This is a genomic window from Methylorubrum suomiense (assembly GCF_022179765.1).
In the GTDB taxonomy this organism is placed as follows: Bacteria; Pseudomonadota; Alphaproteobacteria; order Rhizobiales; family Beijerinckiaceae; genus Methylobacterium; species Methylobacterium suomiense.
This window is the reverse complement of record NZ_BPRE01000007.1, coordinates 308503-333922: the sequence shown is the minus strand read 5'-3', so window position 1 is coordinate 333922 and position 25420 is coordinate 308503. Positions and strand designations below refer to the sequence as shown.

Sequence of the window (25420 nt, the reverse complement as noted above, 5' to 3'; positions counted from 1 at the left end):
AGGACTACGAGCGATATGCAAGCACATTGGCAGACCTGCACCTCGTCGCCTTTGTCTGCCTCATGCTCAGGAAGGCTGCCCTACTCGCTTGCGGTCCATAACAGCCTCTAGGCCATCGACGACATCCGCTGAAGACCAATGTGCCGCCGGACGAATGGTCTCGTCCGGCGGCATGAACCCGCGGAAACATCACAAACTTCGCGCTGCACCGTCGTTGTTGCGCAATCGGCTTGTGTGTATCGGCACGCGACTGTGGCAGAGCGGCGATCGTCTTTTGTGCCAATCCAGAAGGCACAGATGATCAGACCACGATGCGCTCGCCGAAGATTTCGGCAGCACAGGGCTCAGCCATAGACCCCCGGCACTCACAGAAAACGAAGACAAGTTTGCGGCGTTCCGTCAGTTCCAACGGTGCGATGCCACGTTCAGCCGCGGCTGCCGTTCGACAGCGCGCCCTATCTTCTGGTCAGCACCCGATCTCCAGCGGATGACCATGAGCATTTTTCGAAGGATCGGCGGCGTTGCCGCCACGATGATGCGCGCAACCGTCGGCGCGCTGACCACCGTCCTCGACGCGACGACCCGCATCGTCGATCGGATGAACGGGCGCATCGAGGCTCATCTTCTCGACCGCACCAAGCTCCTGCGGGCGCATTACGAGCAAAAGACCAACCGGCAGGCTAAGCCGCTGCCGATCATCGAAGGGCCGATCGATCTGGCGATGCGCAGCGGCGTCCGAGACGCCGCCTGACCCTTTACCGGAACGCTGATTCCGGTCGCCGGCGCCCTTTTTCCAACTCGCGCCTCAAGCGGCCAATCCCCGCTTCTTCAGCAGGGGTTCGATGCTCGGCAGACGACCGCGAAAAGCGGTGTAGGCTTCGCGCGCATCGCGCAGGTTTCCCGCGCCGTAGACGAAGCGGCGCAGGCGTTGCGCCGTTTCGGGGTGGAAGATGTCGCCGGCTTCGCGGAACGCATCGAAGGCGTCGGCATCGAGTACCTCCGACCAGAGGTAACTGTAATAGCCGGCCGCATAGCCGTCGCCGGAGAAGATATGCGCGAAATGCGGCGAGCGATGGCGCATGGCGATCTCGGTCGGCATGGCGATGCGCTTGAGCGCGTCCGCCTCGAACGCCGGCACATCGAGCCCGTCCTCGCCGGCCGCCGACAGGTGCAGTGTCATGTCGACGATGGCCGAGGCCGTGTACTCGACCGTCGCGAAACCCTGGTTGAAGGTGCGTGCTGCGAGCAAACGCTTCAGCAACGCCTCCGGCATCGGCTCGCCGGTCCGATAATGGCGCGCATGCTGGCGCAGCACTTCCGGCTGCTCCAGCCAATGCTCGTAGAGCTGCGAGGGCAGCTCGACGAAGTCGCGGGAGACTGCCGTGCCGGACAAGAGCGGGTAGGTGACGTCGGATAACAGGCCATGCAGCCCATGGCCGAATTCGTGGAAGAGGGTACGGGCGTCGTCGAAGGAAAGCAGCGTCGGCTCACCCCGCGGTGCGCGCGCGAAGTTCATCACGTTGACGATGATCGGCTTGATGTCGCCGTTCAAACGCTCCTGCGAACGGAAGGCGCTCATCCAGGCTCCCGACCGCTTGGACGAGCGGGCGAAGTAGTCACCGAGAAACAACCCGATCTCGGCGCCATCCGCATCCTGGACTTGCCAGGCCCGCACGTCCGGATGGTAGCGCGGGACGTCAGCGACTTCCTCAAAACGCAGCCCGAACAGCCGTGAGGCGGTGTCGAAGGCCGCCTGGATCACACCCTCCAGCGGCAGGTACGGCTTGATCTCGGCTTCGTCGAGGTCGTGCTCGGCCCGGCGCAGCTTCTCGGCATAGTGCCGCCAATCATGGGCTTCGAGGGCGAAATCCTGCCCCTCCGCCCGTACCAGCGCCTGCAAGCGCTCGCGTTCCTCGGCCGCCCGGCGGAGCGCCGGCGCCCAGACGTCGCGAAGCAACGCCATGGCGGCGTCGGGCGAAGCCGCCATCGTGTCGTCCAGACGGAAATGGGCGAAGCTGTCGTAACCAAGCAGACGTGCGCGCTCGGCCCGAAGGGCGACGATCTCGGCGATGAGACGGCGATTGTCGGTCTCGCCCCCGTTCTCCCCGCGGCGGGTCCAGGCTTCGTAGGCGCGCGCCCGAAGATCGCGACGAGTGGAGAAGACGAGGAACGGCTCGATCAGCGAGCGCGAGAGCGTGACGACGTGGCTGTGCGTCCCGCCCCGTTCCGCCGCCGCCGCGGTGGCATCGCGCAGGAAGGGCGGCAGACCGGCCAGATCCTCCTCACCGTCGAGCGGCAGGATGAAGCCGTTCTCGTCGGCGAGTAGGTTCTGCCCGAACTGGGTGCCAAGTTCGGCGAGCCGGGTCGCGATCTCGGCGATGCGGGTCTTGGCCTCGGGCGCGAGATCAGCACCGGCGCGGCGGAAGCGGGTGAGCGTACGGTCGAGGACGCGTTGCTGTTCGGCATTGAGGCCCTCGGCCTCCGGATCGATCGCCGAGAGGCGAGCCCAAAGCTGCGGGTTCAAGGTGATCGCGCTCGAATGCCGGGCAAGCTGCGGCGCTACCGCCCGCTCGATCGCCTGCAACTCCGGGCTCGTGGTGCTGCCGGTGAGGTTGAAGAACACGCTCGCCACCCGATCCAGCGCTTGGCCGGCGCGTTCCAAGGCTGCGACCGTGTTCTCGAAGTCCGGCGCTTCCGCGTTTCCGGCGATCTGCGCGATCTCGGCCTCGTGCGCCTTCAGAGCCTCGGCGAAGGCCGGCACATAATGCTCGGGTCGGATCGACTCGAATGGCGGCAGGCCGAACGGCGTCGCCCAGTCCCCCGCGGCGAACGGATTCGCCTCCGTCGCGGCGGAGGCGGCGTTCAAGTCGGGGGCAGTGTCGACGGTCATGCAGGAAAAACCCTTCGATATCGGCGCCGGAACGCCTTTCGATCGACCGAACGCCACTCGATCACGCAGAGCGTCGTGGGCGTCGGAACCTTCGCCAGGATAGGCCCCCGATCGGACACAGGCAAAAGGGCGTCCGGACGAGGGCGCGTTACCCTTCGCCGCACGATTGCCGAAGGGCGTGGCCGCAGCGTCCTAGCCGAGACGTCGTCGGGATAGGATCACGAGGCCGGTCCGCCATCCGTCGCGGAAGCGTTCGGGAAGGTCCGAGGCATGAAGCCTGTCATCGTCGCCTGCCTACTGAGTCTGACCCCTTGTCTCGGTTCGGCTCTGGCCGACCCGGTAAAGCCGCCGGTCGCAACCGTCCCGCTTCCGCCGCCGGAGCCGCCCCAGCGCCCGAACGATCTCGTTCCCCCGGAGCCCCAGGTCACACCTCTCCCGCCGGAGCGGCCGCCGGAGCTCGTCACCGGCAAGGAAGCCGTGAAACCTCCCGAGGGAAAGACCGGCAGCGATACTCCGAGGGGGCAGGGCCCTGACACGGCCAATCCCACCGCTTTACCCGAAGCGCCGCTGCCGCCCGTGCGACCGCCGGAACTGTCGGGCGAGGCGGCTCTGGCGTTGAAGGTCGCGGCGCCCGACGATGCCGCCTGCCTGCGCCGGCTGGAGCGGCTCGGGGCGCGGTTCGAATCCGTGGCGCCGCTCGGCAACGGCCAGTGCAGCGCTCCGCGGCCGCTCAACGTGACGGCCCTGGCCGACGGCGTGGCGCTGGAACCGGCCGCGATCCTGACCTGCCGGGCGGCGGAAGCGTTGGCCCGTTGGACGACGGAGGTACAAGCGTCCGCGCGCAAGGAATTCGACGATCGGCTCGCGAGCCTGTCTCTGGGCGGAACCTATGTCTGCCGTGGCCAGAACCATGACAGCGACGCCAAGCTGAGCGAGCACAGCTTCGCCAACGCCATCGACGTGATGGGGTACGGTTTCGCCAAACGCCCGGCGATCAAAGTGACGGCCGCGGCGGAGGGGAGTCCGGAGGCCACTTTCCTCGCGACGGTGCGCGCCAGCGCGTGCGAGTTCTTCCGCACGGTGCTCGGACCAGGGAGCGATTCCGCCCACGGCAACCACCTCCACCTCGACGAGCGCGAGCGCAACGCCGGCCATCGCCTCTGCCAATAGCGGTCGCTTCGCCGCGGGAACGGCAGCGCTTTCCCGTCATTTCCTCTGCCATTGGCAATGGGAGAGCGGACGGGCGATGGCGTGGACATGGATGCGGAGCGTCCCCGCGGCGCTCGTCTTCGGATTCACCCTATCCGGCGTGAGCTTCGCTGCTCCGGCAACGGCTGAATCCAGCTCCGAAGCGCCCGCGTTGACCAAGGATTCGATCAACAACGCCACGTTCCGCGAACCGGAAGACGCGACCAAGGACGGTGCCCCGAAAGGGCGGACAAAGGGCAAGTCCGACCGTTCGAACATGAAAGCCGAGCCGGACACGAAACGTCCGGATCCTTTGCTGGTGAAGGTGCAGGTGCTGCTCGACCGTGCCCGCTTCTCCCCCGGTGCCATCGATGGACGCGACGGCGAGAATCTGCGCGGCGCACTCAAGGCCTACGCCTCCGCCCAAGGGCTCCCCGCCGAAGGCAAGGTGACCCGTGCCGTGTTCGATCGGCTCCAGGCCACGAGCCAGGACCCGGTCGTTACCGATTACGCGATCACGGACGCCGATGTGAACGGGCCCTTCGTCGAGAAGATGCCGGCGAAAATGGAGGAGCAGGCCGATATCGGTCCGATGCACTACACCAACACCCGCGAGATGCTAGCCGAACGCTTCCATATGCAGCGGGATCTGCTCTCGGCGCTCAATCCGGGCGTTCCTCTGGACAAAGCCGGCGGTACCTTGATCGTCGCGGCCGTGCCGCCCACCGGTTCGGGCAAGGTCGAGGGCGTACCGTTGGCGCCCAAGGTGTCACGCATCGAGGTCGATAAGGAGACGAAGCGGGTTCGGGCATTCGGTGAGGATGGCACCCTCACGGCCGATTACCCTGCTTCGATCGGCAGCTCCGAGAAACCCGCGCCGGACGGCACCGCCAAGGTGAAGGCCGTCGCCTTCGACCCATGGTACACCTACAATCCGAAATATCGCTTCAAGGGCGTCAAGACGAACCGAAAGTTCTCGATCCATCCAGGCCCGAACAATCCTGTCGGTCTCGTTTGGATCGATCTCTCGATCGAATCCTACGGCATCCATGGCACGCCGGAGCCGGAGAAAATCGGCAAAACGGAATCGCATGGCTGCATTCGGCTGACGAATTGGGATGCCCGCGACCTCGCCAGCCGGACCGTGAAGGGGGCGAAGGTCGAATTCCTCGATCGATAGGTCGATCAGCGTCGCTCGATCCGACCGGCGACGGCCTGCAGCAGGCCGTCACCGAGGAAGGCGAGGGCGGCCGTCGCCAGCGTGCCTTGAAGCATCGCGGCGAGATTCTGGTTTTGAAGACCGGCGACGATGGGCGTGCCGAGGGTCGGGGCGCCGGCAAGGGCTCCCACCGCCGCGACGGAGACGGACAGGATGAAGGCGGTCCTCAGCGTCTCGAAGATGCCGTGGACAGCCAGCGGCAGTTCGACTCCGAGGAGAATCTGGATCTCCTTGAAGCCGATGGCCTCGGCCGCCGACCGGGCCTCGGCCGGGACGGTTTCGATCGCGCCGACGATCCCGCGCAAGACCGGCATGATGCCGTAGGCCAGCAGCGCCAAGAGTGTCGGGGGGCCGCCGAAGCCGAGGATCGGGAGCGCCAGTGCCACCACTACGACCGGCGGGACGGCCTGAGCGAAGGCCGCGAGCGTGTCGATGGCCGGTCGCAGGGAGGCGAAAGCCGGACGGGTGGCGGCGATACCGAGACCGAGGCCGAGCAGGGCGACGACGAGGAAGCCGGTGCCGGCCAGCAACAGGTGGTTCAAAGCGAGATCGAGGAGGCGTTCCGCCGCCAGCGGGCGTGCTCCACCGCCCGTGAGCAGGCGGGCGAAGGCGGGATGGCTCGCCGCTGCGAGAGCGAGGCCCAGAAGCAGCGGCGCGAGCGCCGGTCGGAATACCGCGATCATGACGACCAGCGTCGGCGCAAAGCCGCCTCGACGGTGCTCAGACCGGATTCGGTGGCGAGCGAGAGCCCCACGACGGGGACGGCGCCGAGCACGATGAGATCGGGGGCGAACTGGGCCATGCCGTCGAAGACGAGCCGACCGAGCCCGCCTGCTCCGACCAGGGGTGCCAGTGTCGCGAGACCCAAGGCCTGCACCGCCGCCACGCGCAGACCGCCGATCAGGATGGGGGCACCGAGCGGCAAACGCAGATCGACGAAGATCTGGCGGGGTGTCAGGCCGATGGCGCGGGCGGCGTCGAGCATCGCGGGATCGGGCGCTCGCAAGGCACTCTGCAATCCCCGCCAGAGCGGCAGAAGAAGATAGGCAGCGATGCCGATGAGGGCTGGACCGGACCCAAGAGCGGACAGGCCCAGCCCGCGAAGAGCCGGCAGCATGGCCAGCAGCGCCGATGCTGCGGCGACGAGACCACCGAGCAGCGCGACGGCCGGAACAACTTGAAGTCCGCTTACGAGCAGATCGACGACCGCGCGTCCGCGCCGCCAGGAACCGAGCGCCGCGACAACGAGAGAGGCCAAGACCAACGCGCCCCCCGTCAATGCGAGATAATCGAGGATCGCCTGGATCAGGCCATCCCGCCTTCCTCTGAGTTCCACCGTGAGGGAAAGGGCATCCAGGAGGCCGGATGCACCGAGGGACACGACGACGAGTGCGATACAGGCGGCGACCAGCCAACCGGGCGCCGGGATACGGATCGCGCGAGCACCTTGCAGCATTCCGAAGCACAGGCCGAACCCGGTGAGCCACGCGCCTGCGGCCAGGCGAGCCCGTGCCGCCGCCGGCTGACCGGCCAGCAGGTCGTGCGCCCCGCTCCCGAGTGCCGCTAGCAGGAGGGCGAAAGCTCCCGCGCAGGTGACGAGGGCGAGAAAGCCGGCAATGCGCCCCCGGCCTGTCAGCGCCAGACACGGACCGAGGGCCACGAGGATGAGCAACGGCCAAAGCGCCGCGCCCAATGCCGTCGTGGAGGAAATGGCTTCGCCGCTGACGAGTCGGTTCGGGGCGAGATGAAGCAGAGGCATTCGCCAGAGGATGAACGGCAGGGCGAACGCCGCCGCGACGGAAAATGAGTTTTTGAAAAAGGGCCGCCCCCACGATTCGGCAGCAATGATCATCTGCGGGCGCTCATGCGCTCGGCGAGCCATGCGGCGGCGACCGCTTCGGCCTGACGTCCCTCCACCGTGATCGCCCCGTTGAGGCGGCGCAAGGTCGCGGCATCGAGCGCTTCGAAGACCGGGTCGAGGGCTGCACGGATCTCAGGATACGCTTCGAGGACGCGCGCGCGGATCACCGGTGCCGGCTCGTATACGATCTGCGCACGCTGAGGGTCACTCATCACGGTGAGGTCGAGGGCGGAGATCGCTCCGTCGGTGCCGTAGACCATTCCGGCATTGATTCCGCTGATCCCCTCGGCTGCCGCCCGAGCGGTGACGGCCGTATCGCCTCCGGGCAGGCTGACGATGCGGGTGATCGGCAGGTGAAAATCATAGGCCGCCTCGAAGGCCGGAAGCGCGGCGGGACTTTCGACGAATTCCGTCGAAGCAGCGAGCCGGATGCGATCGGCCCGCACGGCGCGCGCGAAATCCGTCATGGTTGCAAGGCCTTCCGATCGGGCGAGCGCGCCGTTGACGGCAATGCACCACGTGTTGTCGGCACGAGCTCGGGCGAGCCAGCTGAGGCCCTCCGCCGCATCCAGCCGCCGCGCCATCTCATAGGCAGTCTCACCGTCCTTCCAACCCGGATCGGTTTCCGTGCCGGCGAAGAACGCGACGTTGCCGGTATATTCCGGATAGAGATCGAGCTCGCCGCCGATCAGGGCAGATCGTACGATCAACGTCGGCCCGAGCCCGAGGCGTCTCTCGACCCGGAAGCCAAGTCCTTCCAGAATCGTGGCGATCACGTTGCCGAGCAGAGTGCCCTCGGTGTCGCTCTTCGAACCGACGACCAGCGATTTCGAGGTCGCTCCGGACGCGCCGCGAGGCAGGAATCCAGCGGCGGCGGCCGATCCGGCAAGGCGGGCCAGCCCTCGCCGGGTGAAGCCAGGTCGGGACGGAATTCGCGCCCCCGTGCCGACCCGTGAGCAACAGGTCGGACGAAATGTATCTCTGAATAACATTGCGGCGGTCACGATAGCATACCGGGCCCGTCGCGGTGCTTGACACGCCTGGCTTTCCAAGCGACCCCTCCCAGGACCGGGGCAGGATCCGGAGGGGGCCGGGTCCGTCAGCGGGCGAAGTCACCTCGGTAACAATCCGGGATGCGACCGGACCGGCCGAGGCCGTGCCGCGACGATAACGGATCTGAAGGAAGACGACCCGGCGTGACTGTGGATTCGAACGAGGATCGTCTGGCGGGCGCCCGCGTGCTTGTCGTGGAGGACGAGGCCGCCATCTCGATGCTGCTCGAGGACATGCTCCTCGATTTCGGCTGTGAGATCGTCGGGCCGGCCGCGCGCCTCGCGACTGCCCTCGAGATGGCGCGTGCGGAAGACTACACGGTCGCCATTCTCGATGTGAACGTGGCGGGCGAGCCGATCTATCCGGTTGCCGAGGCCATCGCCGAGCGGAACCTGCCGATCGTGTTCTCGACGGGCTATGGCGGCGCGGGGATCCGCGAGCCGTTCCGTGATCGTCCGGTGGTGCAGAAGCCGTTCAGCCAAGCGGATCTCAAGCGCACCTTGATCGCCGCGATCGTCAGCGCTCAGGGCTGACGGCGGCCATATTTTTCCCGAAAGTCATCAGCGACTTCGGGACAGAGTCGCGGTCAATCGTGACCCACTCATCGATGGATGCAGCTGATCCGTCGATCCGACACCGTCACGGGCATTCACGCACTCACAATCCTTCGAGTTCGAAGACGTTGGGCAGGTGTCGAGGCCATGTCCGAGGCATCACGAACACGGCGTCGGCACGCAGGGTCTCATCCGGTCCGATCGGATGGCGGGCAAGCCAAGCACGCGCCGCCCGCGACATCCGCGCCCGTTTGCGGGCATCGATGGCGATTGCCGCCATCTCGAAGCTGGGCCGAGCCTTCACCTCGACGAAGGCGATGACCCGCCCGCGACGGACGATCAGGTCGATCTCGCCGCCCGCTGCGGCGTAGCGCCGGGCCAGCGGCCGGTAGCCCTTCGCCATCAGGGCAACGAGCGCCCATGTCTCGGCGAAGAGGCCATGGCGATGGGTGGCGCGGCGCCGATCGCGGATCGTGTCAGGACGAAGCTTCGTCATTGCTGCGTCGGGCCAGGGCCAGGGCGCGGGCATAGACGATCCGCTTGGGCTGTCCGGTCTCGTCCGCGACCAGGGCAGCGGCGTCCTTGATCGAGTGACGGGCGAGGGCTGCCTCGATTCGCGCGTCGAGGCCGGTATCGACCTCGCGGGCCTTGGCGTCCTCGGGTTCGGCGCCGATCACGACCACGACCTCACCCTTGGGCGGTCCTTCCTCGGCGAAGGCGCGGGCGAGGCCCCCCAGGCTGTCGCGGCGGATGGTCTCGTAGAGCTTCGTCAATTCGCGGGCGACGGCCGCCTGGCGGTCCGGGCCGAGCACGTCGGCGGCATCCGCCAGCATTTCCGGAAGGCGATGGGGGGATTCGAACACCACCAGGGTGCCGGGGATCGGCGACAATGCCTCCAGACGGTTGCGGCGCGCCCCGGATTTCTGCGGCAGGAACCCTTCGAAGAAGAAGCGGTCGGTCGGCAGGCCGGCGGCGACGATGGCGGTCATGACCGCCGACGGACCGGGGATCGGTGTCACGGGAACGCCCGCGGCGATCGCGGCCTGCACCAGCTTGAAGCCCGGATCCGAGACGAGGGGCGTTCCCGCATCCGAGACCAAAGCCAAGGTCTCACCGGCCCGAAGCCGCAGCACCATCCGCTCGCGCACCGCCTCGTTCGAGTGCTCGTGATAGGACAGGAGCGGTGTGGTGATCCCGTAATGCATCAGCAGCGTGCGGGTGACGCGGGTGTCTTCGGCCAGCACCGCGTCGGCGGCGGCGAGCGTCGCCAGCGCGCGGAACGAAACGTCGCGCAGATTTCCGATGGGTGTCGCGACGACGTAGAGGCCGGGCGCCGGTCGCTCCGCCTCCGCGGCGAGGCCGAAGGCGGTGAAGGTGGCCGGCCGGTCCCGGCGGGCTTCCGAGTCGCTGCGCTGTGTCATCGGCGCGACAATGGCACGCCGCAGCGTGTTTGCGGACCGTGGAGAAGGCCGGCCTCACATTTACTTTTCGAAGGGCTCTCCGCATCGTGACCGACAGTTGCGGGCATCGGGAGGGTCGGCAATGACGCGGATCGGCGGGTGGCGAACGGGATTGTACGGCGTGGCGCTCGTCACGCTCGGCCTCTCGGCCTGCGCCGGCGGATCCGACGTCCTCGCGCCGTCGTCGCGTCCGACTCCCGCACTCAACGCCGACGCCCCGCCCCCAACCAATCAAGGTCAGCGCATCGGGACCGGATCGATCAAGGTCGCGCTGATCGTGCCGTTGACCGGCCAGGGCGCAGCGGTGGGAGCGGCTCTGCGCAACGCCGCGGAACTCGCCTACGACGACTTCCAGAAGCCGGATCTGCAGATCCTGGTGAAGGATGACCGCGGCACGCCCGACGGCGCCCGCGAAGCGGCGCAATCGGCCCTCGCCGACGGGGCCGAGATCGTCCTCGGGCCGCTCTTCGCCGCCAATGTCCAATCCGCGGGCGCCGTGGCGCGGGGCGCCGGGAAGCCGGTCGTCGCCTTCTCGACCGATGCCGGCGTCGCGGCGCGCGGCGTCTACCTCATCAGCTTCCTGCCGCAATCGGAAGTCGACCGCATCGTCGAGGAGGCGACGGCGGCCGGGCGACGCTCCTTCGCGGCCCTGATCCCCGAATCCACCTACGGCAATGCCGTCGAAGCGCAGTTCCGCGAGGCCGTAGCGCGTCGCGGCGCCCGCCTCGTCGCCATCGAGCGCTACCCGACCGGCGCCCCTGGCCCGGCCGTCGAGCGCCTTCGCACGGTGATGGTGGGTTCGGCGGCCCCCGCCGACGCGTTGTTCGTGCCCGACACGCCCGACGGACTCTTGGCGGTCGCGCCGGCCCTGACCAAGATCGGCTTCTCGCCCACACGGGTCCGCCCGATGGGCCTCGCCCTGTGGAACGACCCTCGGGTGCTGTCGCAGCCGGCCTTCCAGGGGGGCTGGTTCGCCGCCCCCGACACGGCGGGCTTCTCTGGCTTCGCCCAGCGCTATCAAGCCCGCTACGGTGCGTCTCCGCCGCGGGCCGCCTCGCTCGGCTACGATGCCGTCTCGCTCACGGCGGCGCTGATCCGCCAATACGGGACGCAACGCTTCGCCGACGCGACGCTGACGAGCCCGGCCGGCTTCTCCGGCCTCGAAGGGACGTTCCGCTTCCGCCCGGACGGCCTCAGCGAACGGACGCTGGCGGTCTACGAAATCCGAAACAACGCGGCCGCCGTGGTGAGCCCGGCGCCGAAAGTCCTGGGTCCCTCGGGGATCTGAACCTTACGCCGCCAATTCCGCCACCACGGCGTTCAGCACCGGGGCGCCCCGTGGCGTGACGCCGATGCGTCCGTCGTCGCGGCGGGCGACCAGCCCATCGGCCGTCAGCGCGGCGAGACGTCCCGTATCGAGCGGGCGGCCCTTGAGGGCGGCGTAGCGGGCGGGGTCGATGCCCTCGGCAAGCCGCAGACCCATCATCAGGAACTCGTCGCCCTGATCCTCCGCCGACAGGGCCTCGGTCTCGACGATGCCGTGGCCCTCACCCTCGACGCGGGCGAGCCAGGCTTCGGGCGCCCTCTCGGTGAGCGTGCCGGTCCGGCCCTCCGGCAGGACGAGCCGCCCATGGGCACCGGGGCCGATGCCGGCATACTCGCCGTAACGCCAGTAGAGCTGGTTGTGACGAGATTCCGCGCCGGGGCGGGCGTGGTTCGAAATCTCGTAGGCCGGCAAGCCGTGGGCCGAGCAGATATCCTGCGTGACGTCGTAGAGCGCCCGCGACAGGTCATCGTCCGGCGTGACGAGCCGGCCGGTGCGGGCCAATCCGAAGAACGGCGTGCCCGGCTCGATGGTGAGCTGATAGAGCGAGAGGTGTTCGGCCGCATGGGCGATCGCCTCGCGCAATTCGCTACGCCAAGCCTCCGGCGTCTGGTCGGGCCGGGCATAGATCAGGTCGAACGAAAAGCGTTCGAAATGTTCGGCCGCGACGCGCACGGCGGCGAGGGCTTCCTCGACCGAATGCAGCCGGCCAAGGCGCTTGAGATCGCCGTCGTTCAGGGCCTGGACGCCGAGCGACACCCGGTTCACGCCCGCCGCGCGATAGCCGCGAAAGCGGCTCGCCTCGACGCTGGTCGGGTTGGCCTCGAGCGTCACCTCGGCATCGGCGGCGATCGTCCATGCGCCAGCGACCGCATCGAGCAGGCCCGCGACCGTCTCCGGCGCCATCAGCGAAGGCGTGCCACCGCCGAGGAAGATGCTGGTGACGGTGCGCCCAGGAACGAGCTGTGCCGCATGCGCGATCTCGCGCCGGAAGGCGGCAAGGAAACGTGGCTGGTCGACGCCCGCATGGCGGACATGGCTGTTGAAGTCGCAATACGGGCACTTCGCTGCGCAGAACGGCCAGTGCAGGTAGACGCCGAAACCCGCATCGCGGGTCGGGTGATCTGGCGGTGTCATGACGGGCATCGGGCTTCTGGCGGGTTCATCCGCCCTCATCTCGACCACAGCTTGCTGTGGCGGCCCGCCCGTACGAAGGTCGCGACCGGGCAGCGATATTCGGGAGAGATCTCCCGTTCGACGATGTAGGTCCTGCGGTCGGGAAGCGAAAGCCTATGCCGGCCGTCGCAGGCAGGCTGCCGCCAGGGTCACGAACGCTCGAGCCCGGTGCGACAGGGCTTCGCCGCTTTGCCAATCGACGCCGTGCTTCTCCTCGGACGAGATCTCGCCGAAGGTCCGATCCATTCCCTCGGGTTGGAACATCGGATCGTAACCGAAGCCGAGATTGCCGCGCGGCGCCACGAGGTCGCCGAAGACGCGGCCCTCGAACAACTCGGTATGCCCGTCGGGCCAAGCGAGCACGAGGGCCGAGATGAAATGGGCGCGGCGGTCCGTGGCCCCGCGCTTCGACAATTCGGCCTCGATCCGGGCCATCGCCCCGGTAAAATCCTTGTTCGGGCCGGCCCAGCGGGCGGAGAAGAGGCCTGGCGCACCGTCCAGGGCATCGACGCAAAGCCCCGAATCGTCGGCGAAGGCCGGCAGACCCGAGGCTTCCGCGGCGGCGATCGCCTTGATGGCGGCGTTCTCGGCGAACATCGTGCCGGTCTCGTCCGGCTCGGGCAGCCCGAGTTCGCCGGCGGACACAGCCTCGACGCCGAAGGGCGCGAGCAGCTCGCGCATCTCGACGAGCTTGCCGGCATTGTGGGTGGCGATGACCACCTTGCCGGACAGGATGCGGTGGTGTTCGCTCACGCGATAGCCTTCCGTTGCAACTCGACCAACTGAGCGACGCCGCCCTTGGCGAGCCGCAGTAATTCGAGGAACTGCTCGTCCGAGAAGGGCTCCATCTCGGCGGTGCCCTGAACCTCGACGATACCGCCCTTGCCGGTGACGACGAAGTTCGCGTCGGTCTCGGCCGCCGAATCCTCGGCGTAATCGAGATCGAGCACCGGCTTGCCCTTGTAGATACCGCAGGACACGGCCGCGACATGGTCCTTGAGCGGATCGACCGAGATGATCGAGCGGGTTCGCATCCAGGCCAAGCAATCGTGAAGGGCGACCCACGCTCCGGTGATCGAGGCGGTGCGCGTGCCGCCATCGGCCTGGATCACATCGCAGTCGATCGTGATCTGGCGCTCGCCCAGAGCCGGCAGATTGGTGACGGCCCGGAGCGAACGGCCGATCAGACGCTGGATCTCCTGGGTGCGGCCCGAAGGCTTGCCCGAGTTCACTTCGCGCCGGGTACGCTCGTGGGTGGCCCGCGGCAGCATCGCGTATTCGGCCGTCACCCAGCCCTTGCCGGATCCCCGCAGCCACGGCGGCCCGCGCTCTTCCAGTGAGGCGGTGCAGAGCACGCGGGTATTGCCGAACGTGACGAGGCAGGAGCCTTCCGCGTAACGGGCGACGGCCCGCTCCAACGTGACGGCACGCAACTCGTCGGGCGCGCGCTTGGACGGCCGCATCCGCAGGACACTCCAGGATCGAGAACGGAAGTCGGCGCTCTTAGGCGCTGCCGCGCCGGGCGGCAACTCCGCCGGCCTTCCGAATCGAGCGCAAAAAAAAGGCCGCCGTCGGTCCGACGGCGGCCTCGTGTTTCACGCGCGACCCGCGAGCTCCGCGCCGTTCGCGCTGCCTCAGCGCCAGTGATGATGGCGGTGATGGTGGCGCATATGGTGCCGCATCATGTGGCGACGCATCATGTGACGGTGATGATGGCGCATGTGGTGACGGTGCATATGCCGGTGATGCCGCATGCGATGGCCGTAGCCGTAGGCGACCTGTGTCGCCTCACCGGCGCTGGCCGTGGCCTCGGCCGGAACGGTGATCGGCGCCGCTTCCGCCCGATGCGGCGAGGCGGCCAGGCCGAACCCCGACAGGGCGATCGCGACGGCCGCGACCTTGATCATCTTCCATTTGGCGCCGAGCTTCACGGGCATTCTCCACAACACAGAAATTTCTTCGTTGGCACCGCGAGCCGGAGCGCACGGTCCCCCGCTAACCGACATCGCGGGAAGAACGATCCCTCTAGGCTGCAGGAGCGTTGACGGATGGTGGATCGGATCGACCGATCACGATCGAACCGAAGTCCCGAGCCATCGTTAGCGTTCTGCCGTGTGAGGTGATCGTCGCAGATCGGTCGGCTCGAATCCGAACCCAGGCGTGACCGCCTCGGAGGAAGCCCTGCGGCTCGCCCGTCGTGAAGGATTGATCGCGGGCGACCTTACGCCCACAATCGCATGTCAGATTGAGTTGGTCGTGTCCGAGATCCCGTTCAGCACCGCGCGTCATTCTTCCCAGGCGCTCTCCGCCCTCAACGAGCGCGCCCGGGAGATCTTCCGGCAGATCGTCGAGAGCTACGTCACCACGGGCGAGCCGCTGGGATCGCGCACCCTTGCCCGCATCCTGCCGATGAGCCTGTCGCCGGCCTCGATCCGCAACGTGATGGCGGATCTGGAACATTCCGGCTTGATCTTCGCGCCCCACACCTCGGCCGGAAGGCTGCCGACGGAGATGGGTCTGCGCTTCTTCGTCGATGCCATGATGGAGATCGGCGACGTCGATCGCGAGGAGAAGGCGCGAATCGAGGCGCAGATGCAGGCCGCCGCCTCGCGCCACACCTTCGACTCGGCACTGGCCGAGGCCTCGACCCTGCTCTCCGGCATCTCGCGCGGCGCGGGCGTGGTGCTGACCACCAAGGTCGATGCCGGCCTCAAACACGTCGAGTTCGTGCGCCTCGACGCCGACCGGGCGCTGGTGGTTCTGGTCTCGACCGACGGCACCGTCGAGAACCGCCTGCTCGACCTGCCGCCGGGATTGCCCGCGAGCGCCCTGCAGGAGGCGTCGAACTTTCTCAATGCGCGGCTGCGCGGACGCACCCTCGATGCCCTGCGGGCCGATATCGAGGCCGGCCGCAAGGCGATGAAGCGCGAGCTCGACGCCATCACGGAGCGGCTCGTCGATGCCGGCCTCGCCACCACGGTCGGCCCCTCGGAAGCGCGCCAACTCATCGTCCGGGGCCAAGCCAACCTCCTCGACGATCTCCGCGCCGCCGAGGATCTCGAACGGATCCGCCTGCTCTTCAACGATCTCGAAACGCAGAAGGACGTGATCGAACTCTTGGCCCGGGCCGAGCAGGGCGACGGCGTGCGGATCTTCATCGGATCGGAGAACAAGCTCTTCTCGCTGTCCGGTTCGTCGATGATCGCAGCGCCCTTCCGCGACAGCGCTCAGAAGATCGTCGGCGTGGTCGGCGTCATCGGCCCGACCCGCCTGAACTACGCCCGCATCGTGCCGATGGTGGATTACACGGCCCGCGTGGTCTCGGGCCTGCTCGACCGACCACGGTGACGCCCCCGGTCGAAACCGGTGAACTGCTGCCGCGTGTCTAACGTTGTCGCTGGACCTTGCCGATCCATCGACTTCGGAGACGCTCCGTGCGTTCCAACGCCTTGACCTGCCTCGCCCTCACACTCGGACTCGCGCTTCCATGGGGCGCGCCCGCCTATGCCGAGCCCGCAGCGCCCTTCATGACCACGAGCCCGGCCGGAACGGTGCGCGGTTCGAAGATCGTGGGCGTTCCTGTGATCGGCATGGATCACGTCCGGGTCGGCGAAATCGAGGATGTCCTCCTCGACGGCTCGGGTCAGATCCGGGCTGTGGTGATCGGTGTCGGCGGCTTCCTCGGCTTGGGTGAGAAGTCCGTCGCCGTTCCATTCGATCAACTCTCTTGGAACACCGGCGATGTCTCGCTGACCAGCGGGCCGTCCTCGGTGGTGAAGGTGGACGAGGCGCCGAGCCAGAAGGCTGCGGACAAGGCGGGGCCGGAGACGATGCCCGGTTCGCAGACTTCCAACGAGGTTCTCGGTGCCGTCCAGAACCAGCATAGCGGCCGGGTGACCGACGCGACCGGGTCCGTCGAGCCGCAGCGTCCTTCCAAGCATCCCGCGACCGTGCTGGCGGGCGATAAGATCGTTCATGCCGAGGTTCGGCTGACGAAGGCGCAGCTTCAGGATGCGCCGGCCTTCACCTTCAAGGCAGATTGATGCGTCCGACCGAGAGCAAAACGGGAGGTCCCATGCGGGCCATCGCCACCGCCGTGCCGTTCTGGGCTTTGACGGTCCATCAAGGGCTGGCGCAGCAGATGAATCCGGCGCCGCCGATTCCGGAGTCGGGACCGTCCGGTTCGAGCTCGCCCGCGGCGACCGCCGCCGCGATCGACTTCAACTGGGTCTGGATCAGCCTGCTGATCGCTCTTGCCGCTCTTGGCCTCTGGCTTTTCGCCCGGCGGCGGCAATCGGGACCGCCGCGATCGTAAGATCGCACAGTCGAGGCCGCCTTCGACGGCGGCCTCTTCATGCTGACACCAACGGCGCTCGACGGATTATTTGTTCGCCTTGCCGGCGCTCGGGAAGAACAGGGCCTCGCCGCCGATCTTGTAGTTCGCGATCGCCGTCTGCCCCTCGGGTGAGACCAGCCAATCGATGAATGCCTGACCCTCCTTCACCTTCACGTTGGGATGCTTTTCGGGGTTCACCAGCATCACGCCGTAGGGGTTGAACAGGCGCGGGTCGCCCTGGACCAGAATCGTCAGTTCGCCGCGGTTCTTGAACGAGAGCCACGTGCCGCGATCGGACAGAATGTAGGCGTTGAGCGCCGAGGCCGTGTTGAGGGCCGGGCCCATGCCTTGTCCGACATCGCGATACCAATCGCCTTTGACGGCCGCGAGGTCGATTCCAGCCTCTTTCCAGGCCCGCAATTCGGCGCTGTGCGTGCCGGAACGATCACCCCGTGAGACGAACGGAGACTTGGTCTCGGCGAGCTTACGGAACGCAGTCTGGACATCGGCGCCCTTGATGCCGGCCGGGTCCGATGCGGGACCGACCACGACGAAGTCGTTGTACATCACGTCCTGGCGCGCCTTGGCGAACCCTTCCGCGACGAACTTATCCTCCGCCGGGCGGTCATGGACCAAAACCACGTCGGCGTCGCCCCGGCGGGCCGCGTCGAGGGCCTGGCCCGTGCCGAGCGCCACGACCTTCACCTCGATCCCGGTCTTGTCCCGGAACAGGGGCAGGACGTGCTTGAACAAGCCCGATTGTTCGGTGGAGGTCGTCGAGGCGACGACGATGGATTGCGGATCGGCATGAACCGGAGCGCCGACTGCGAAGCCGGCAAGGAGACCGAGGGTCAGGAAGCCGCGGCGAAGGAAGTCCAAGGCAGTTCTCCGGTCAGGTAGGCCCGGGCTTCGGGCGTTCGGGGGGAGGAGAGGATCGAGCGGGTCGGGCCCTGTTCCACGGCGCGCCCTCCATCGAGCACGACGACGCGGGCGGCGAGGCGAGCGACCTGCCCGAGATTGTGGGAGACGAGCAGCACGGTAGTGCCGGCCTCGGCCATCTCGGCCACGAGATCCTCGACGATGGCGGTCGCGGTCGGGTCGAGGCTCGCCGTCGGCTCATCGAGCAGCAGCAGCGCGGGGCGCAGGGCCCAGGCACGGGCGAGAGCGAGCCGCTGCTGCTCACCGCCCGAGAAGCGCGTCGCGGCATCCCCCGCACGATCGGCGAGCCCGACCCGTGCCAGGGCCGACGCCACGCGCTCCGCCCGTTCCCGGCGGCAAAGCCCGAGGGGAGCCAGCGCCAGGGCAACGTTGGTGGCGGCGCTCGCCCGCACCAGGGCGGTGCGCTGGAAGACGAAGGCCGAGCGGCCCGCAGCCACATGCAGGGTGCCGGAATCGGGACAGAGCAAGCGGTCGATCACCCGGAGTGTCACGCTCTTGCCGGCGCCGTTCGGCCCGATCAGAGCGGTGACGCCGCGGGCGGGCACGGCGAATGTCAGACCGTCGAGGATCGATCGTCCGTCGAGCGCGAGACGCACGTCGTCGAGTCGAATGACCGGCGGCACCGTCATCCGTAGGCCCTCGCGGCATGACTTCGAAGGAACGCGGCGACGGCATTGACGGCGACGACGAGGCCCATGAGCACGATGCCGAGGGCCAGGGCGAGGCTGAGGTCGCCCTTCTGCGTCTCCAGGGAGATCGCCGTCGTCATGGTCCGCGTGTGGCCGTCGATGTTGCCACCGACGACGAGCACTGCACCGATTTCGGAGATCGCCCGGCCGAACGCCGCCAACGCCGTCGTCACCAGCGAAAAGCGGGCATCGAAGATCAGCACCATCGCCCGTCGCGGGGCGGAGAGGCGCAGCGAGCGCAGCTGCTCGCCGAGATGGGCCTCGGCATCCGCCACCACCTGTCGCGACAGGGCAGCGACCAAGGGCGTGGCGAGCACCGCCTGAGCCGCGATCATCGCGCCGGGGGTGAAGAGCAGGCCGAAACTTCCCAACGGGCCGGAGCGCGACAGGACGAGGTAGAGGACCAGCCCGACGATGACCGGCGGCAGGCCCATGAAGGCATTGAGCAGGGCCACCAGCGCATCGCGTCCGGGAAAGCGGGCAACGGCGACGAGGGCACCGAGGGGAACACCGAGCGCAAGGCCGATGCCGACTGCCGTGAGACTGACGCGCAGCGAGAGCCACGCGATCGCGACGACGTCGCGGTCGAGGGACCAGAGGCGGATCAGCGTCTCGTGGAAGGTCTCAGTCATCGACAAAGCCGGCGCCGAGGGATGCGCCATGCTTCGCCGGATGCTACGTCCCTAGCGATTAAATCAATAGGAAAGGGCTTGCATATGAGGGTGAGCCTCCGGATCGACGGCCGCGCCGGTGGAGGTCGGGCCGACATCCCCCTCGCGCCGACTCAAGCCCTACTGGAAGCGCTCGACCGCAGCGGCTCCCTCCAAGGCGTCGCGAGCGAACTCGGCATCTCCTACCGCTCGGCCTGGGGCCAGCTCGCAGCCCTCGAGCACGCGCTCGGACGCCCGGCGGCGGTGAAGACCAAGGGCCATGGCAGCGCGCTGACCCCGCTCGGAAACGGTCTGCTCGCCCTGCTGAAAGCGTCGCAGGTCCGGCTCGGGCCCGCTCTCGCTGCCGAAGAGATGGCCCTCGCCGATGGGCTGCGTCGCCTCTTGGAACCCGGAATGGCGCGCATCCGGCTCGCGGCAAGCCACGATCCTCTGTTGCTGGACGCTCTCGAGACGCGTCGGGACATCGATCTGATGATCGCCGGCAGCCTCGATGCGTTGGCACGGCTGCGCGAAGGTGCGGTCGATGCCGCGGGATTCCATTACGGGGCCGAGGGACCACCCCCGGCCCCCTTCGACATCCTGTTCTCGGATCCCGAATGGTCCGTGGAATCGCTGTTCCGGCGGGAGCAGGGATTGCTGTTCGCGCCGGGCAACCCCCTCGGTCTGACGGACGTCGCCAGTATTGCCGAACGCAAAGCTAGGTTCGTCAACCGGCAGCGTGGCGCGGGCACCCGCATCTGGTTCGAACGATTGTGCCGGGAAGCGGGCGTGCCGCTCGACTCGATCGTCGGGCATCACACGGAAGAGTTCACGCATCAGGCGGTGGCGGCCCTCATCGCCACGGGCGCGGCGGATGTCGGGATGGGGACCCGTGCCGTGGCCGAGCGCTTCACCCTCGACTTCCGCCCGCTCGGCTGGGAGACCTATCACCTCGTGGTTCGTGCGACGCTGCCGCCGGAGCGTCTGGCCCCGTTACGGGAGCAGATCCTGAAGCGCGCCCAATCGGCCCCGGGCTACGCGCCGCCGGCGGCTCACCAGAGCAAAGCGTGAGGGTAGAAGGCGAGGCTGTCGCCCGGCACGACACCGGTGGCATCGTCGGGCAGTTCGACCAATCCATCGCTGCCGGTAAGCGACGTCAGCACGCCCGCCCCGTCGCGGGGGTATTTGGTTGCGACCAGGCCGTCTCCGTCCCGGACGAGATTCACGCGCACGAATTCCCGGCGGCCCTGTTTCTTCTTGTAGGCGAAGCCCGCCCGCACCGGATAGGCGAGAGGGGCCTCGTTGCGCGCGCCGCCGAGCCGCGCCAGGAGCGGGCGCACCACGAAGAGCAGCGTCACGTAGACGGCGACCGGGTTACCCGGCAGGCCGACGAAGGGCGTTCCGCCGACGAGTCCCGCCGCCACCGGTCGGCCCGGTTTGACGGCCAAGCGCCACAGAACGAGCTGGCCCAGCGTCTCGACCGCCGCCTTCACGTGGTCTTCCTCGCCGGTCGAGACGCCGCCGGAGGTGAGGATCAGATCGTGGTCCTGCGCCGCGCGGGCGAGATGATCCGGCAAGGTCGTGGCATCGTCCCGCAAGATGCCGAGATCGGACACGGTGCAACCGAGCCGCGCCAGGAGGGACGCCAGCAGGACGCGATTCGAGTCGTGGATGGCGCCCGGGCGCAAGTCGGCTCCGGGTTCGGCGAGTTCGTTGCCGGTCGAGAACAAGGCCACGCGCAGCCGCTGCCTCACCGGGATGGTCGCATGACCGGTGGCGGCAGCGAGTGCGAGATCCTGCGGGCGTAGCCGCTGACCGGCGGGGATCGCCAGCGCATGCTGAGGCAGATCCTCCCCCGCGGGCCGGGCATTGGCGCCGAGTTTCAGCCCCGGCGGCAGAGCGACGCGTTCGCCCTCGCGACGGACGTCCTCCTGCATGAACACCGTGTCGGCGCCGGGCGGCATCGGCGCGCCGGTGAAGATGCGGATCGCGCCCCCCGGCCATTCCGCGTCCGCCGGGGCGCCCGCGGGCAGGCGGCCGGTCACCGGCAGCACGGTCTCTCCCCCCGCGGTCAGGTCGGCGTGGCGCACGGCATATCCGTCGACCGCGGAATTGGTGAAGGGCGGCAGCGCGTGCTTCGCAAACACATCCTCGGCGGCGATACGCCCGTCCGCCTGTGCCAGCGGCACGGTTTCGCTGCCGGCGATCACGGGGAAGCGCTCGGCGATCTGCGCCACCGCCTCCTCGAGCGGAAGGAGCTTTCCGCCGAACGCGAAGCAATCGTCGGTGAGCTGCGCCATCACGGAATCTCCAGGCGAGCGAGCACCGATTCCAGGGGCTCGGCGCGGGCGAGCACGAGATCGGCAATGGACTCCACGTCGTCGAGATCGATGACGGGCACACCGGCTTCCGGGAAGGGGACGTCGCTGGCGATGCCGACGATGCGCGGATCGTCGGGATGGAGCGGCGGTCGTCCGTTGCCTTGACGAAAGATTTCGAGCTTCGGATGACTCTCGCGCTTGAAGCCTTCGACCAGGGCAATGCCCGCCGGTGTCAGGCGTCGCAGGAGATCGGGCAGGCGCGCCTCCTCACCCTCGCCGACCTCGCGGATCTGCGCCCAGCGTCGGGACGAGGAGACGATGACCTCGCTCGCACCCGCTTGCCGGTGGGTGTGCGAATCCTTGCCCGGATGATCGACATCGAAATGGTGATGGGCGTGTTTCAGGGTCGCGACGCGAACCCTGCGGGCGACCAGCACCGGAATCAGCTTGGCCAGCAACGTGGTCTTGCCGGCGCCGCTCCAACCGGCAAGTCCGATCACCCGCAAGCCGCGCGATCCTGGCGCCATCATGGGGCGTCCCCCGCAGGTGTGAAGCCGAGCGCTTCCAGAACAGCGGCCGCTTCCGATGTCCTGAGCAGGGCGAGGAAGGCCGCGAGGGCTGGCCGATCCTCAGCTCCGGCGGCGTAGGCGAAATCGTAGTGTTCCTCCGTCAACGGCAGAAAGTTCAGGCCGTAGGCGTCAGCCACGCTGGCGATGGCGACGCCCCAATCGGCCCGTCCCTGCGCGACGGCCGCCGCAACGGCATTGTGCGAGCGCGGCTGGTTCCAGAAGCCCGTGGGCCGCGCACCTCCGACCAGACCGTCGATGAGAAGGCGCGTGCCGGAACCGGCATTGCGGTTGACCATCACGGCATCGGGGTCCGCGAGGGCGGCAGCGACGCCATCTGCGGCCTTACGGCCCTCGAAGCGGCCATCGCCGGCCCGGAACACCACGCCCTGCAGGCGCCGCCAGCCGGGAGCGAGCCTCATTCCGGCATCGAGCAACGGCGCGTTGTAGAGGCCCGTCTCGGGATCGAGCAGATGCATGGCTGCCAGATCGCACTCCCCGCGCCGCAGGGCCGCGAGGCCGCCGGCCGACCCGACCCAGACAGTGCGGGCCCGGTAGCCTCGGTCGGCCAGCAGCCCCACGAGCCGGTCGAGTCCGACACAATGGCTCCCGACGATGGTGAGGTCCGGCGCCCGCACGCCCGCGCCCAGGCGCACCAGTGACACCGCCTCGTCCGCCTCAAGCCCGGACCGGGGGGCCGGGATCGCGAAGAAGCCGTCGGCCTGCGAGAAGGCCGTGACCGAGCCCGATCCTTTCGGTAGCGGCAGGGCCACCGGGCCATCGGGGCCACGGCTGAGCGAGGCCATCACGAATTCGGTGCGGCCGAGTTCGGACGGGACGCGCTGCGGCACGCGGGCCGCCACCGCCGTCTCCTCACGCGGCAGCAGCCCCGCGAGCGCACGGATCAGCGGCACGACGAATTCATGGAAGGTGAACATCGCCGAGGTCGGAAAACCCGGCAGAACCACGACCGGCGTCCCGGCCGCCACCGCGAGGCAGAGTGGTTTGCCGGGTTTGAGCGCCACGCCGTGAACCAGGATACCGGGAGCGCCCAGGCGGTCGAGGATGCGGTGGGACACGTCGCCCGCCCCCTTCGAGGTGCCTCCGGATAGGACGACGAGGTCGTGCCCGGAGATGGCCTCGCGCAGGGCCTGTTCGAGCGCCGCCTCGTCGTCGCGCACGATACCGAACGGAGCCGGCTCGCCCCCGTTCTCGGTCACGGACGCCGCGACGATGGCTCCGTTCGAATCGTAGATCGACCCAGGCGGAAGCGTCGCGCCCGGGGCGACCAATTCGTCGCCGGTCGAGAGGATCGCGATGCTGGGACGGCGCACCACCGGCACGGCGGCGAGACCGCAGGCCGCGAGCATCCCGATCTCGCGGGCCGTGATCGGCAGCCCCTTCCGCAGCACCGTTTCGCCCAGCGCCATATCGGCACCCGCATAACCGACGAACTGACCGGGCCGGACCGGCGCCGAGAGATCGATGGCGAGCGCCGCCTCGTCGAGCTCGGTGTGCTCCACCATGACGACGGCGTCGGCCCCGCGCGGGATCACGCCGCCGGTGGCAATCGGGGTCGCGGTTCCGGGTGCAACCGAGAGAGACGGGGAGACGCCGCAGGCGAGGATCTCGCGGTTCAAAGCGAGGCGTCGGGGCCGCGCCGCACCCGCGCCCTCGGCGTCGGCAGCGCGCACCGCGAACCCATCGACCAGGGCGCGGTCGAAGGGTGGGACGTCGATCGGCGAGGCCACGTCCTGCGCCAGCACTCGACCGAGCGCCTCGGCGAGCGGCACCGTTTCGGCCGACAAGGCGGCGTGGGGCACCGCGGCCCGGAAGGCGGCATGCGCCTCGTCCTGGGTCGCGACGCTCAGGAATTGCTCCTGGCGGGCCGCCGCCGTGAGGCGACGGACGAAATCCTCGGTTTCGCGGGGCTCGCTCACAGGTCCAGAACCTCGACCTCGGTTCCCTCGGGATAGCCCTCACGCTCCGGCGGCACCAGCACGGCGGCATCCGCCCGGATCAGTCCGCGCAACGGCAGATCGGCGCTCCCGAGCGGCTCGACCTCCCCTGCGCCATGGCGCCCGAACACGACCTCGCTCAAGCCGATACCGGAGGCAATCTTTCTGCGCAGCCGCGCCCGCCTCGAGATGGGAGGAACACCACCGGACAGGGCCGTCATCAGCGGGCGCCCGAGCGTCAGAAACACCGCCATCGCCGCCTCGGGTGAACCCGGCACCAGGATCACGGGCCGCCCGCCCGCCACGCCGATTCCTGAGGTCTCGCCGGGTCGCAGAGCGATTCCGTGCGCCAGGATCCGGCCAGCGCGGGAAAGGCCGGCAGCGCTGCGATCGGTACGGCCGAATCCGGTGCCGCCCAGAACGAGGATGGCATGGGCGTCCGTGTCGAGGATTGCCGCGGCGATGGCGTCCTCCGAATCCGCCACGGCGACGGTCCTGGCCGTACCGCCCTCCCGGGCGATCGCGGCGGTCAGGAAGGCGGACAAGGCCTCCGGTCCGGGCGCTCCGGTGACGATCAGCGTCACGCGCGGACGCCGAACCCGGATCTCCGACAGGGCGCAAAGCGCGAGGGCGAGGACATGACGCGACGCGATCCGCTCGCCTGACGCGACCACGACATCTCCCGACGACACATCGTCGGCGCGCTCCCGCACGCCCTCATGGACGAAGACGTCCGACACGGCATCGCGCCCTTCCAGCCCCTCGGGCGGAAGCACGGCATCGGTACCGTCCGGAAGGTCGTCTCCGGCCTCGACCCAGAACGGTGTCGCCAGCAGCCGCACCGGGGCGTAGGGCGATGCCCCGCCGAGCTCGGTTGCCGCCACGGCGTAGCCATCGCGCGACGCCCGCCTCCGCTCCGGAACATCGCGGGGCGCAAGCACCGGCTCCGCGCAGACATGCCCGGGAGCATCGGACAGAGGAATCGCCTCGCTCGGGACGGGGCCTGCGAGCGCGAGCAGAAGCGCGCGGGCCTCGACGAGCGGCATCAAGGCCGCGGAGGCAGCCCGCATCATCGTGGCGCCCGAACGCGCGACCGAATGGATCGACGGGGGGATCGTCTCATGCACCGAGCGATGCGCCATCCCTCCCGGATGATCAAGCATGTGGGGAGCGGCTGGGACATCGCGGCCCACCCGCCTCGCGCTGACAGTCGACGGGTGTCTGGTTATGGTCCCG

The 25420-nt window shown here is 68.4% G+C and carries 26 protein-coding genes and 1 pseudogene; 10 read left to right on the top strand and 17 right to left on the bottom strand.

Annotated elements, in window-relative coordinates; translation table 11 throughout:
* Both MFF26_RS13825 and MFF26_RS13820 read left to right on the top strand, forming a co-directional pair.
* Positions 1–101, top strand: a pseudogene (locus MFF26_RS13825) (IS5/IS1182 family transposase); the annotation flags it as partial.
* A gap of 392 nt (positions 102–493) precedes the next feature.
* Entirely contained in the window at positions 494–751 is a 258-nt protein-coding gene (locus MFF26_RS13820) for a hypothetical protein (protein ID WP_137829928.1), read from the top strand.
* A 54-nt stretch (positions 752–805) separates the two neighbouring features.
* Here the strand turns inward: MFF26_RS13820 and MFF26_RS13815 are convergent, their stop codons facing one another.
* A complete protein-coding gene (locus tag MFF26_RS13815) occupies positions 806–2890 on the bottom strand; it encodes a M3 family metallopeptidase (protein ID WP_137829929.1) in 2085 nt (694 codons plus the stop codon).
* A 270-nt stretch (positions 2891–3160) separates the two neighbouring features.
* On the opposite strand from MFF26_RS13815, the gene MFF26_RS13810 reads away from it, so the two are divergent.
* Both MFF26_RS13810 and MFF26_RS13805 read left to right on the top strand, forming a co-directional pair.
* The gene (locus MFF26_RS13810; protein ID WP_137829930.1) at positions 3161–4060 is read left to right on the top strand and encodes an extensin-like domain-containing protein; all 900 of its coding nucleotides are present in this window, start codon (positions 3161–3163) and stop codon (positions 4058–4060) included.
* A gap of 76 nt (positions 4061–4136) precedes the next feature.
* Positions 4137–5258, top strand: coding sequence for a L,D-transpeptidase family protein (locus MFF26_RS13805; protein ID WP_137829931.1), 1122 nt, complete (start codon positions 4137–4139; stop codon positions 5256–5258).
* 5 nt (positions 5259–5263) lie between these two features.
* On the opposite strand, the gene MFF26_RS13800 is transcribed toward MFF26_RS13805, so the two are convergent.
* Genes MFF26_RS13800 through MFF26_RS13790 form a run of 3 tightly spaced genes read right to left on the bottom strand, consistent with a single transcriptional unit; the run spans position 5264 to position 8057 of the window.
* Positions 5264–5980 (bottom strand): ABC transporter permease subunit, encoded by a 717-nt coding sequence (locus tag MFF26_RS13800; RefSeq protein WP_137829932.1) that lies wholly within the window; start codon positions 5978–5980, stop codon positions 5264–5266.
* On the bottom strand, positions 5977–7149 hold the full coding sequence (locus MFF26_RS13795; protein WP_505744336.1) for an ABC transporter permease subunit: 1173 nt from the start codon (positions 7147–7149) through the stop codon (positions 5977–5979). The genes MFF26_RS13800 and MFF26_RS13795 overlap by 4 nt, the downstream gene beginning before the upstream one ends.
* Positions 7146–8057, bottom strand: coding sequence for a glycine betaine ABC transporter substrate-binding protein (locus MFF26_RS13790; RefSeq protein WP_137829983.1), 912 nt, complete (start codon positions 8055–8057; stop codon positions 7146–7148). Before MFF26_RS13790 ends, MFF26_RS13795 begins: the two co-directional genes overlap by 4 nt.
* Before the next feature lie 297 nt (positions 8058–8354).
* On the opposite strand from MFF26_RS13790, the gene MFF26_RS13785 reads away from it, so the two are divergent.
* Entirely contained in the window at positions 8355–8744 is a 390-nt protein-coding gene (locus MFF26_RS13785) for a response regulator (RefSeq protein ID WP_137829934.1), read from the top strand.
* A 124-nt stretch (positions 8745–8868) separates the two neighbouring features.
* On the opposite strand, the gene MFF26_RS13780 is transcribed toward MFF26_RS13785, so the two are convergent.
* Together MFF26_RS13780 and rsmI are read right to left on the bottom strand one after the other, a co-directional pair.
* The gene (locus MFF26_RS13780; RefSeq protein WP_137829935.1) at positions 8869–9261 is read right to left on the bottom strand and encodes a YraN family protein; all 393 of its coding nucleotides are present in this window, start codon (positions 9259–9261) and stop codon (positions 8869–8871) included.
* Positions 9242–10186, bottom strand: a complete 945-nt coding sequence (gene rsmI, locus MFF26_RS13775) for a 16S rRNA (cytidine(1402)-2'-O)-methyltransferase (RefSeq protein WP_137829936.1) — start codon at positions 10184–10186, stop codon at positions 9242–9244. The genes MFF26_RS13780 and rsmI overlap by 20 nt, the downstream gene beginning before the upstream one ends.
* A 121-nt stretch (positions 10187–10307) precedes the next feature.
* On the opposite strand from rsmI, the gene MFF26_RS13770 reads away from it, so the two are divergent.
* Positions 10308–11513, top strand: coding sequence for a penicillin-binding protein activator (locus MFF26_RS13770; protein WP_137829937.1), 1206 nt, complete (start codon positions 10308–10310; stop codon positions 11511–11513).
* A 3-nt stretch (positions 11514–11516) separates the two neighbouring features.
* Here MFF26_RS13770 and hemW read toward each other — a convergent pair whose 3' ends face one another.
* The 4 genes from hemW to MFF26_RS13750 form a co-directional block, all read right to left on the bottom strand.
* Positions 11517–12695 (bottom strand): radical SAM family heme chaperone HemW, encoded by a 1179-nt coding sequence (gene hemW / locus MFF26_RS13765; RefSeq protein ID WP_137829938.1) that lies wholly within the window; start codon positions 12693–12695, stop codon positions 11517–11519.
* Positions 12696–12839: 144 nt separating this feature from the next.
* A complete protein-coding gene (rdgB, locus tag MFF26_RS13760; RefSeq protein ID WP_137829939.1) occupies positions 12840–13478 on the bottom strand; it encodes an RdgB/HAM1 family non-canonical purine NTP pyrophosphatase in 639 nt (212 codons plus the stop codon).
* Positions 13475–14188: a ribonuclease PH gene (gene rph, locus MFF26_RS13755; RefSeq protein ID WP_137829940.1), complete on the bottom strand. Its 714-nt coding sequence runs from the start codon at positions 14186–14188 to the stop codon at positions 13475–13477. The genes rdgB and rph overlap by 4 nt, the downstream gene beginning before the upstream one ends.
* Positions 14189–14359: 171 nt before the next feature.
* Positions 14360–14656: a hypothetical protein gene (locus MFF26_RS13750; protein WP_210236206.1), complete on the bottom strand. Its 297-nt coding sequence runs from the start codon at positions 14654–14656 to the stop codon at positions 14360–14362.
* A 325-nt stretch (positions 14657–14981) separates the two neighbouring features.
* Here MFF26_RS13750 and hrcA point away from each other — a divergent pair, with 325 nt between their 5' ends.
* The 3 genes from hrcA to MFF26_RS13735 all read left to right on the top strand — a co-directional run bounded on the left by hrcA (position 14982) and on the right by MFF26_RS13735 (position 17040).
* Positions 14982–16073 carry a heat-inducible transcriptional repressor HrcA gene (hrcA, locus tag MFF26_RS13745; RefSeq protein ID WP_137829985.1) on the top strand — a complete coding sequence of 364 codons (1092 nt, stop codon included), beginning with the start codon at positions 14982–14984 and terminating at the stop codon, positions 16071–16073.
* Between the two features lie 86 nt (positions 16074–16159).
* Complete coding sequence (locus MFF26_RS13740) at positions 16160–16768, top strand: PRC-barrel domain-containing protein (RefSeq protein WP_238308106.1); 609 nt, start codon at positions 16160–16162, stop codon at positions 16766–16768.
* Positions 16769–16800: 32 nt separating this feature from the next.
* Positions 16801–17040, top strand: a complete 240-nt coding sequence (locus MFF26_RS13735) for a hypothetical protein (protein ID WP_137829941.1) — start codon at positions 16801–16803, stop codon at positions 17038–17040.
* A 66-nt stretch (positions 17041–17106) separates the two neighbouring features.
* Here MFF26_RS13735 and MFF26_RS13730 read toward each other — a convergent pair whose 3' ends face one another.
* From MFF26_RS13730 to MFF26_RS13720, 3 genes are read right to left on the bottom strand one after another with little or no spacing between them, the layout of a single operon-like run.
* A complete protein-coding gene (locus MFF26_RS13730; protein WP_137829942.1) occupies positions 17107–17940 on the bottom strand; it encodes an ABC transporter substrate-binding protein in 834 nt (277 codons plus the stop codon).
* Positions 17913–18629, bottom strand: a complete 717-nt coding sequence (locus MFF26_RS13725) for an ABC transporter ATP-binding protein (protein ID WP_137829943.1) — start codon at positions 18627–18629, stop codon at positions 17913–17915. The genes MFF26_RS13730 and MFF26_RS13725 overlap by 28 nt, the downstream gene beginning before the upstream one ends.
* Complete coding sequence (locus MFF26_RS13720) at positions 18626–19321, bottom strand: ABC transporter permease (protein WP_137829944.1); 696 nt, start codon at positions 19319–19321, stop codon at positions 18626–18628. The genes MFF26_RS13725 and MFF26_RS13720 overlap by 4 nt, the downstream gene beginning before the upstream one ends.
* Positions 19322–19405: 84 nt before the next feature.
* Here MFF26_RS13720 and MFF26_RS13715 point away from each other — a divergent pair, with 84 nt between their 5' ends.
* Positions 19406–20410, top strand: a complete 1005-nt coding sequence (locus tag MFF26_RS13715; RefSeq protein WP_137829945.1) for a substrate-binding domain-containing protein — start codon at positions 19406–19408, stop codon at positions 20408–20410.
* On the opposite strand, the gene MFF26_RS13710 is transcribed toward MFF26_RS13715, so the two are convergent.
* The 4 genes from MFF26_RS13710 to MFF26_RS13695 are packed head-to-tail and all read right to left on the bottom strand — an operon-like array spanning position 20392 to position 25254.
* Entirely contained in the window at positions 20392–21639 is a 1248-nt protein-coding gene (locus MFF26_RS13710) for a molybdopterin molybdotransferase MoeA (RefSeq protein WP_137829946.1), read from the bottom strand. The two genes, MFF26_RS13715 and MFF26_RS13710, sit on opposite strands and share 19 nt — an antisense overlap.
* On the bottom strand, positions 21639–22187 hold the full coding sequence (mobB, locus tag MFF26_RS13705) for a molybdopterin-guanine dinucleotide biosynthesis protein B (RefSeq protein ID WP_137829947.1): 549 nt from the start codon (positions 22185–22187) through the stop codon (positions 21639–21641). The genes MFF26_RS13710 and mobB overlap by 1 nt, the downstream gene beginning before the upstream one ends.
* The gene (locus tag MFF26_RS13700) at positions 22187–24166 is read right to left on the bottom strand and encodes a molybdopterin biosynthesis protein (RefSeq protein ID WP_137829948.1); all 1980 of its coding nucleotides are present in this window, start codon (positions 24164–24166) and stop codon (positions 22187–22189) included. Before MFF26_RS13700 ends, mobB begins: the two co-directional genes overlap by 1 nt.
* Positions 24163–25254 carry a molybdopterin-binding protein gene (locus MFF26_RS13695; protein ID WP_137829987.1) on the bottom strand — a complete coding sequence of 364 codons (1092 nt, stop codon included), beginning with the start codon at positions 25252–25254 and terminating at the stop codon, positions 24163–24165. The genes MFF26_RS13700 and MFF26_RS13695 overlap by 4 nt, the downstream gene beginning before the upstream one ends.
* Positions 25255–25420: the final 166 nt, after the last annotated feature.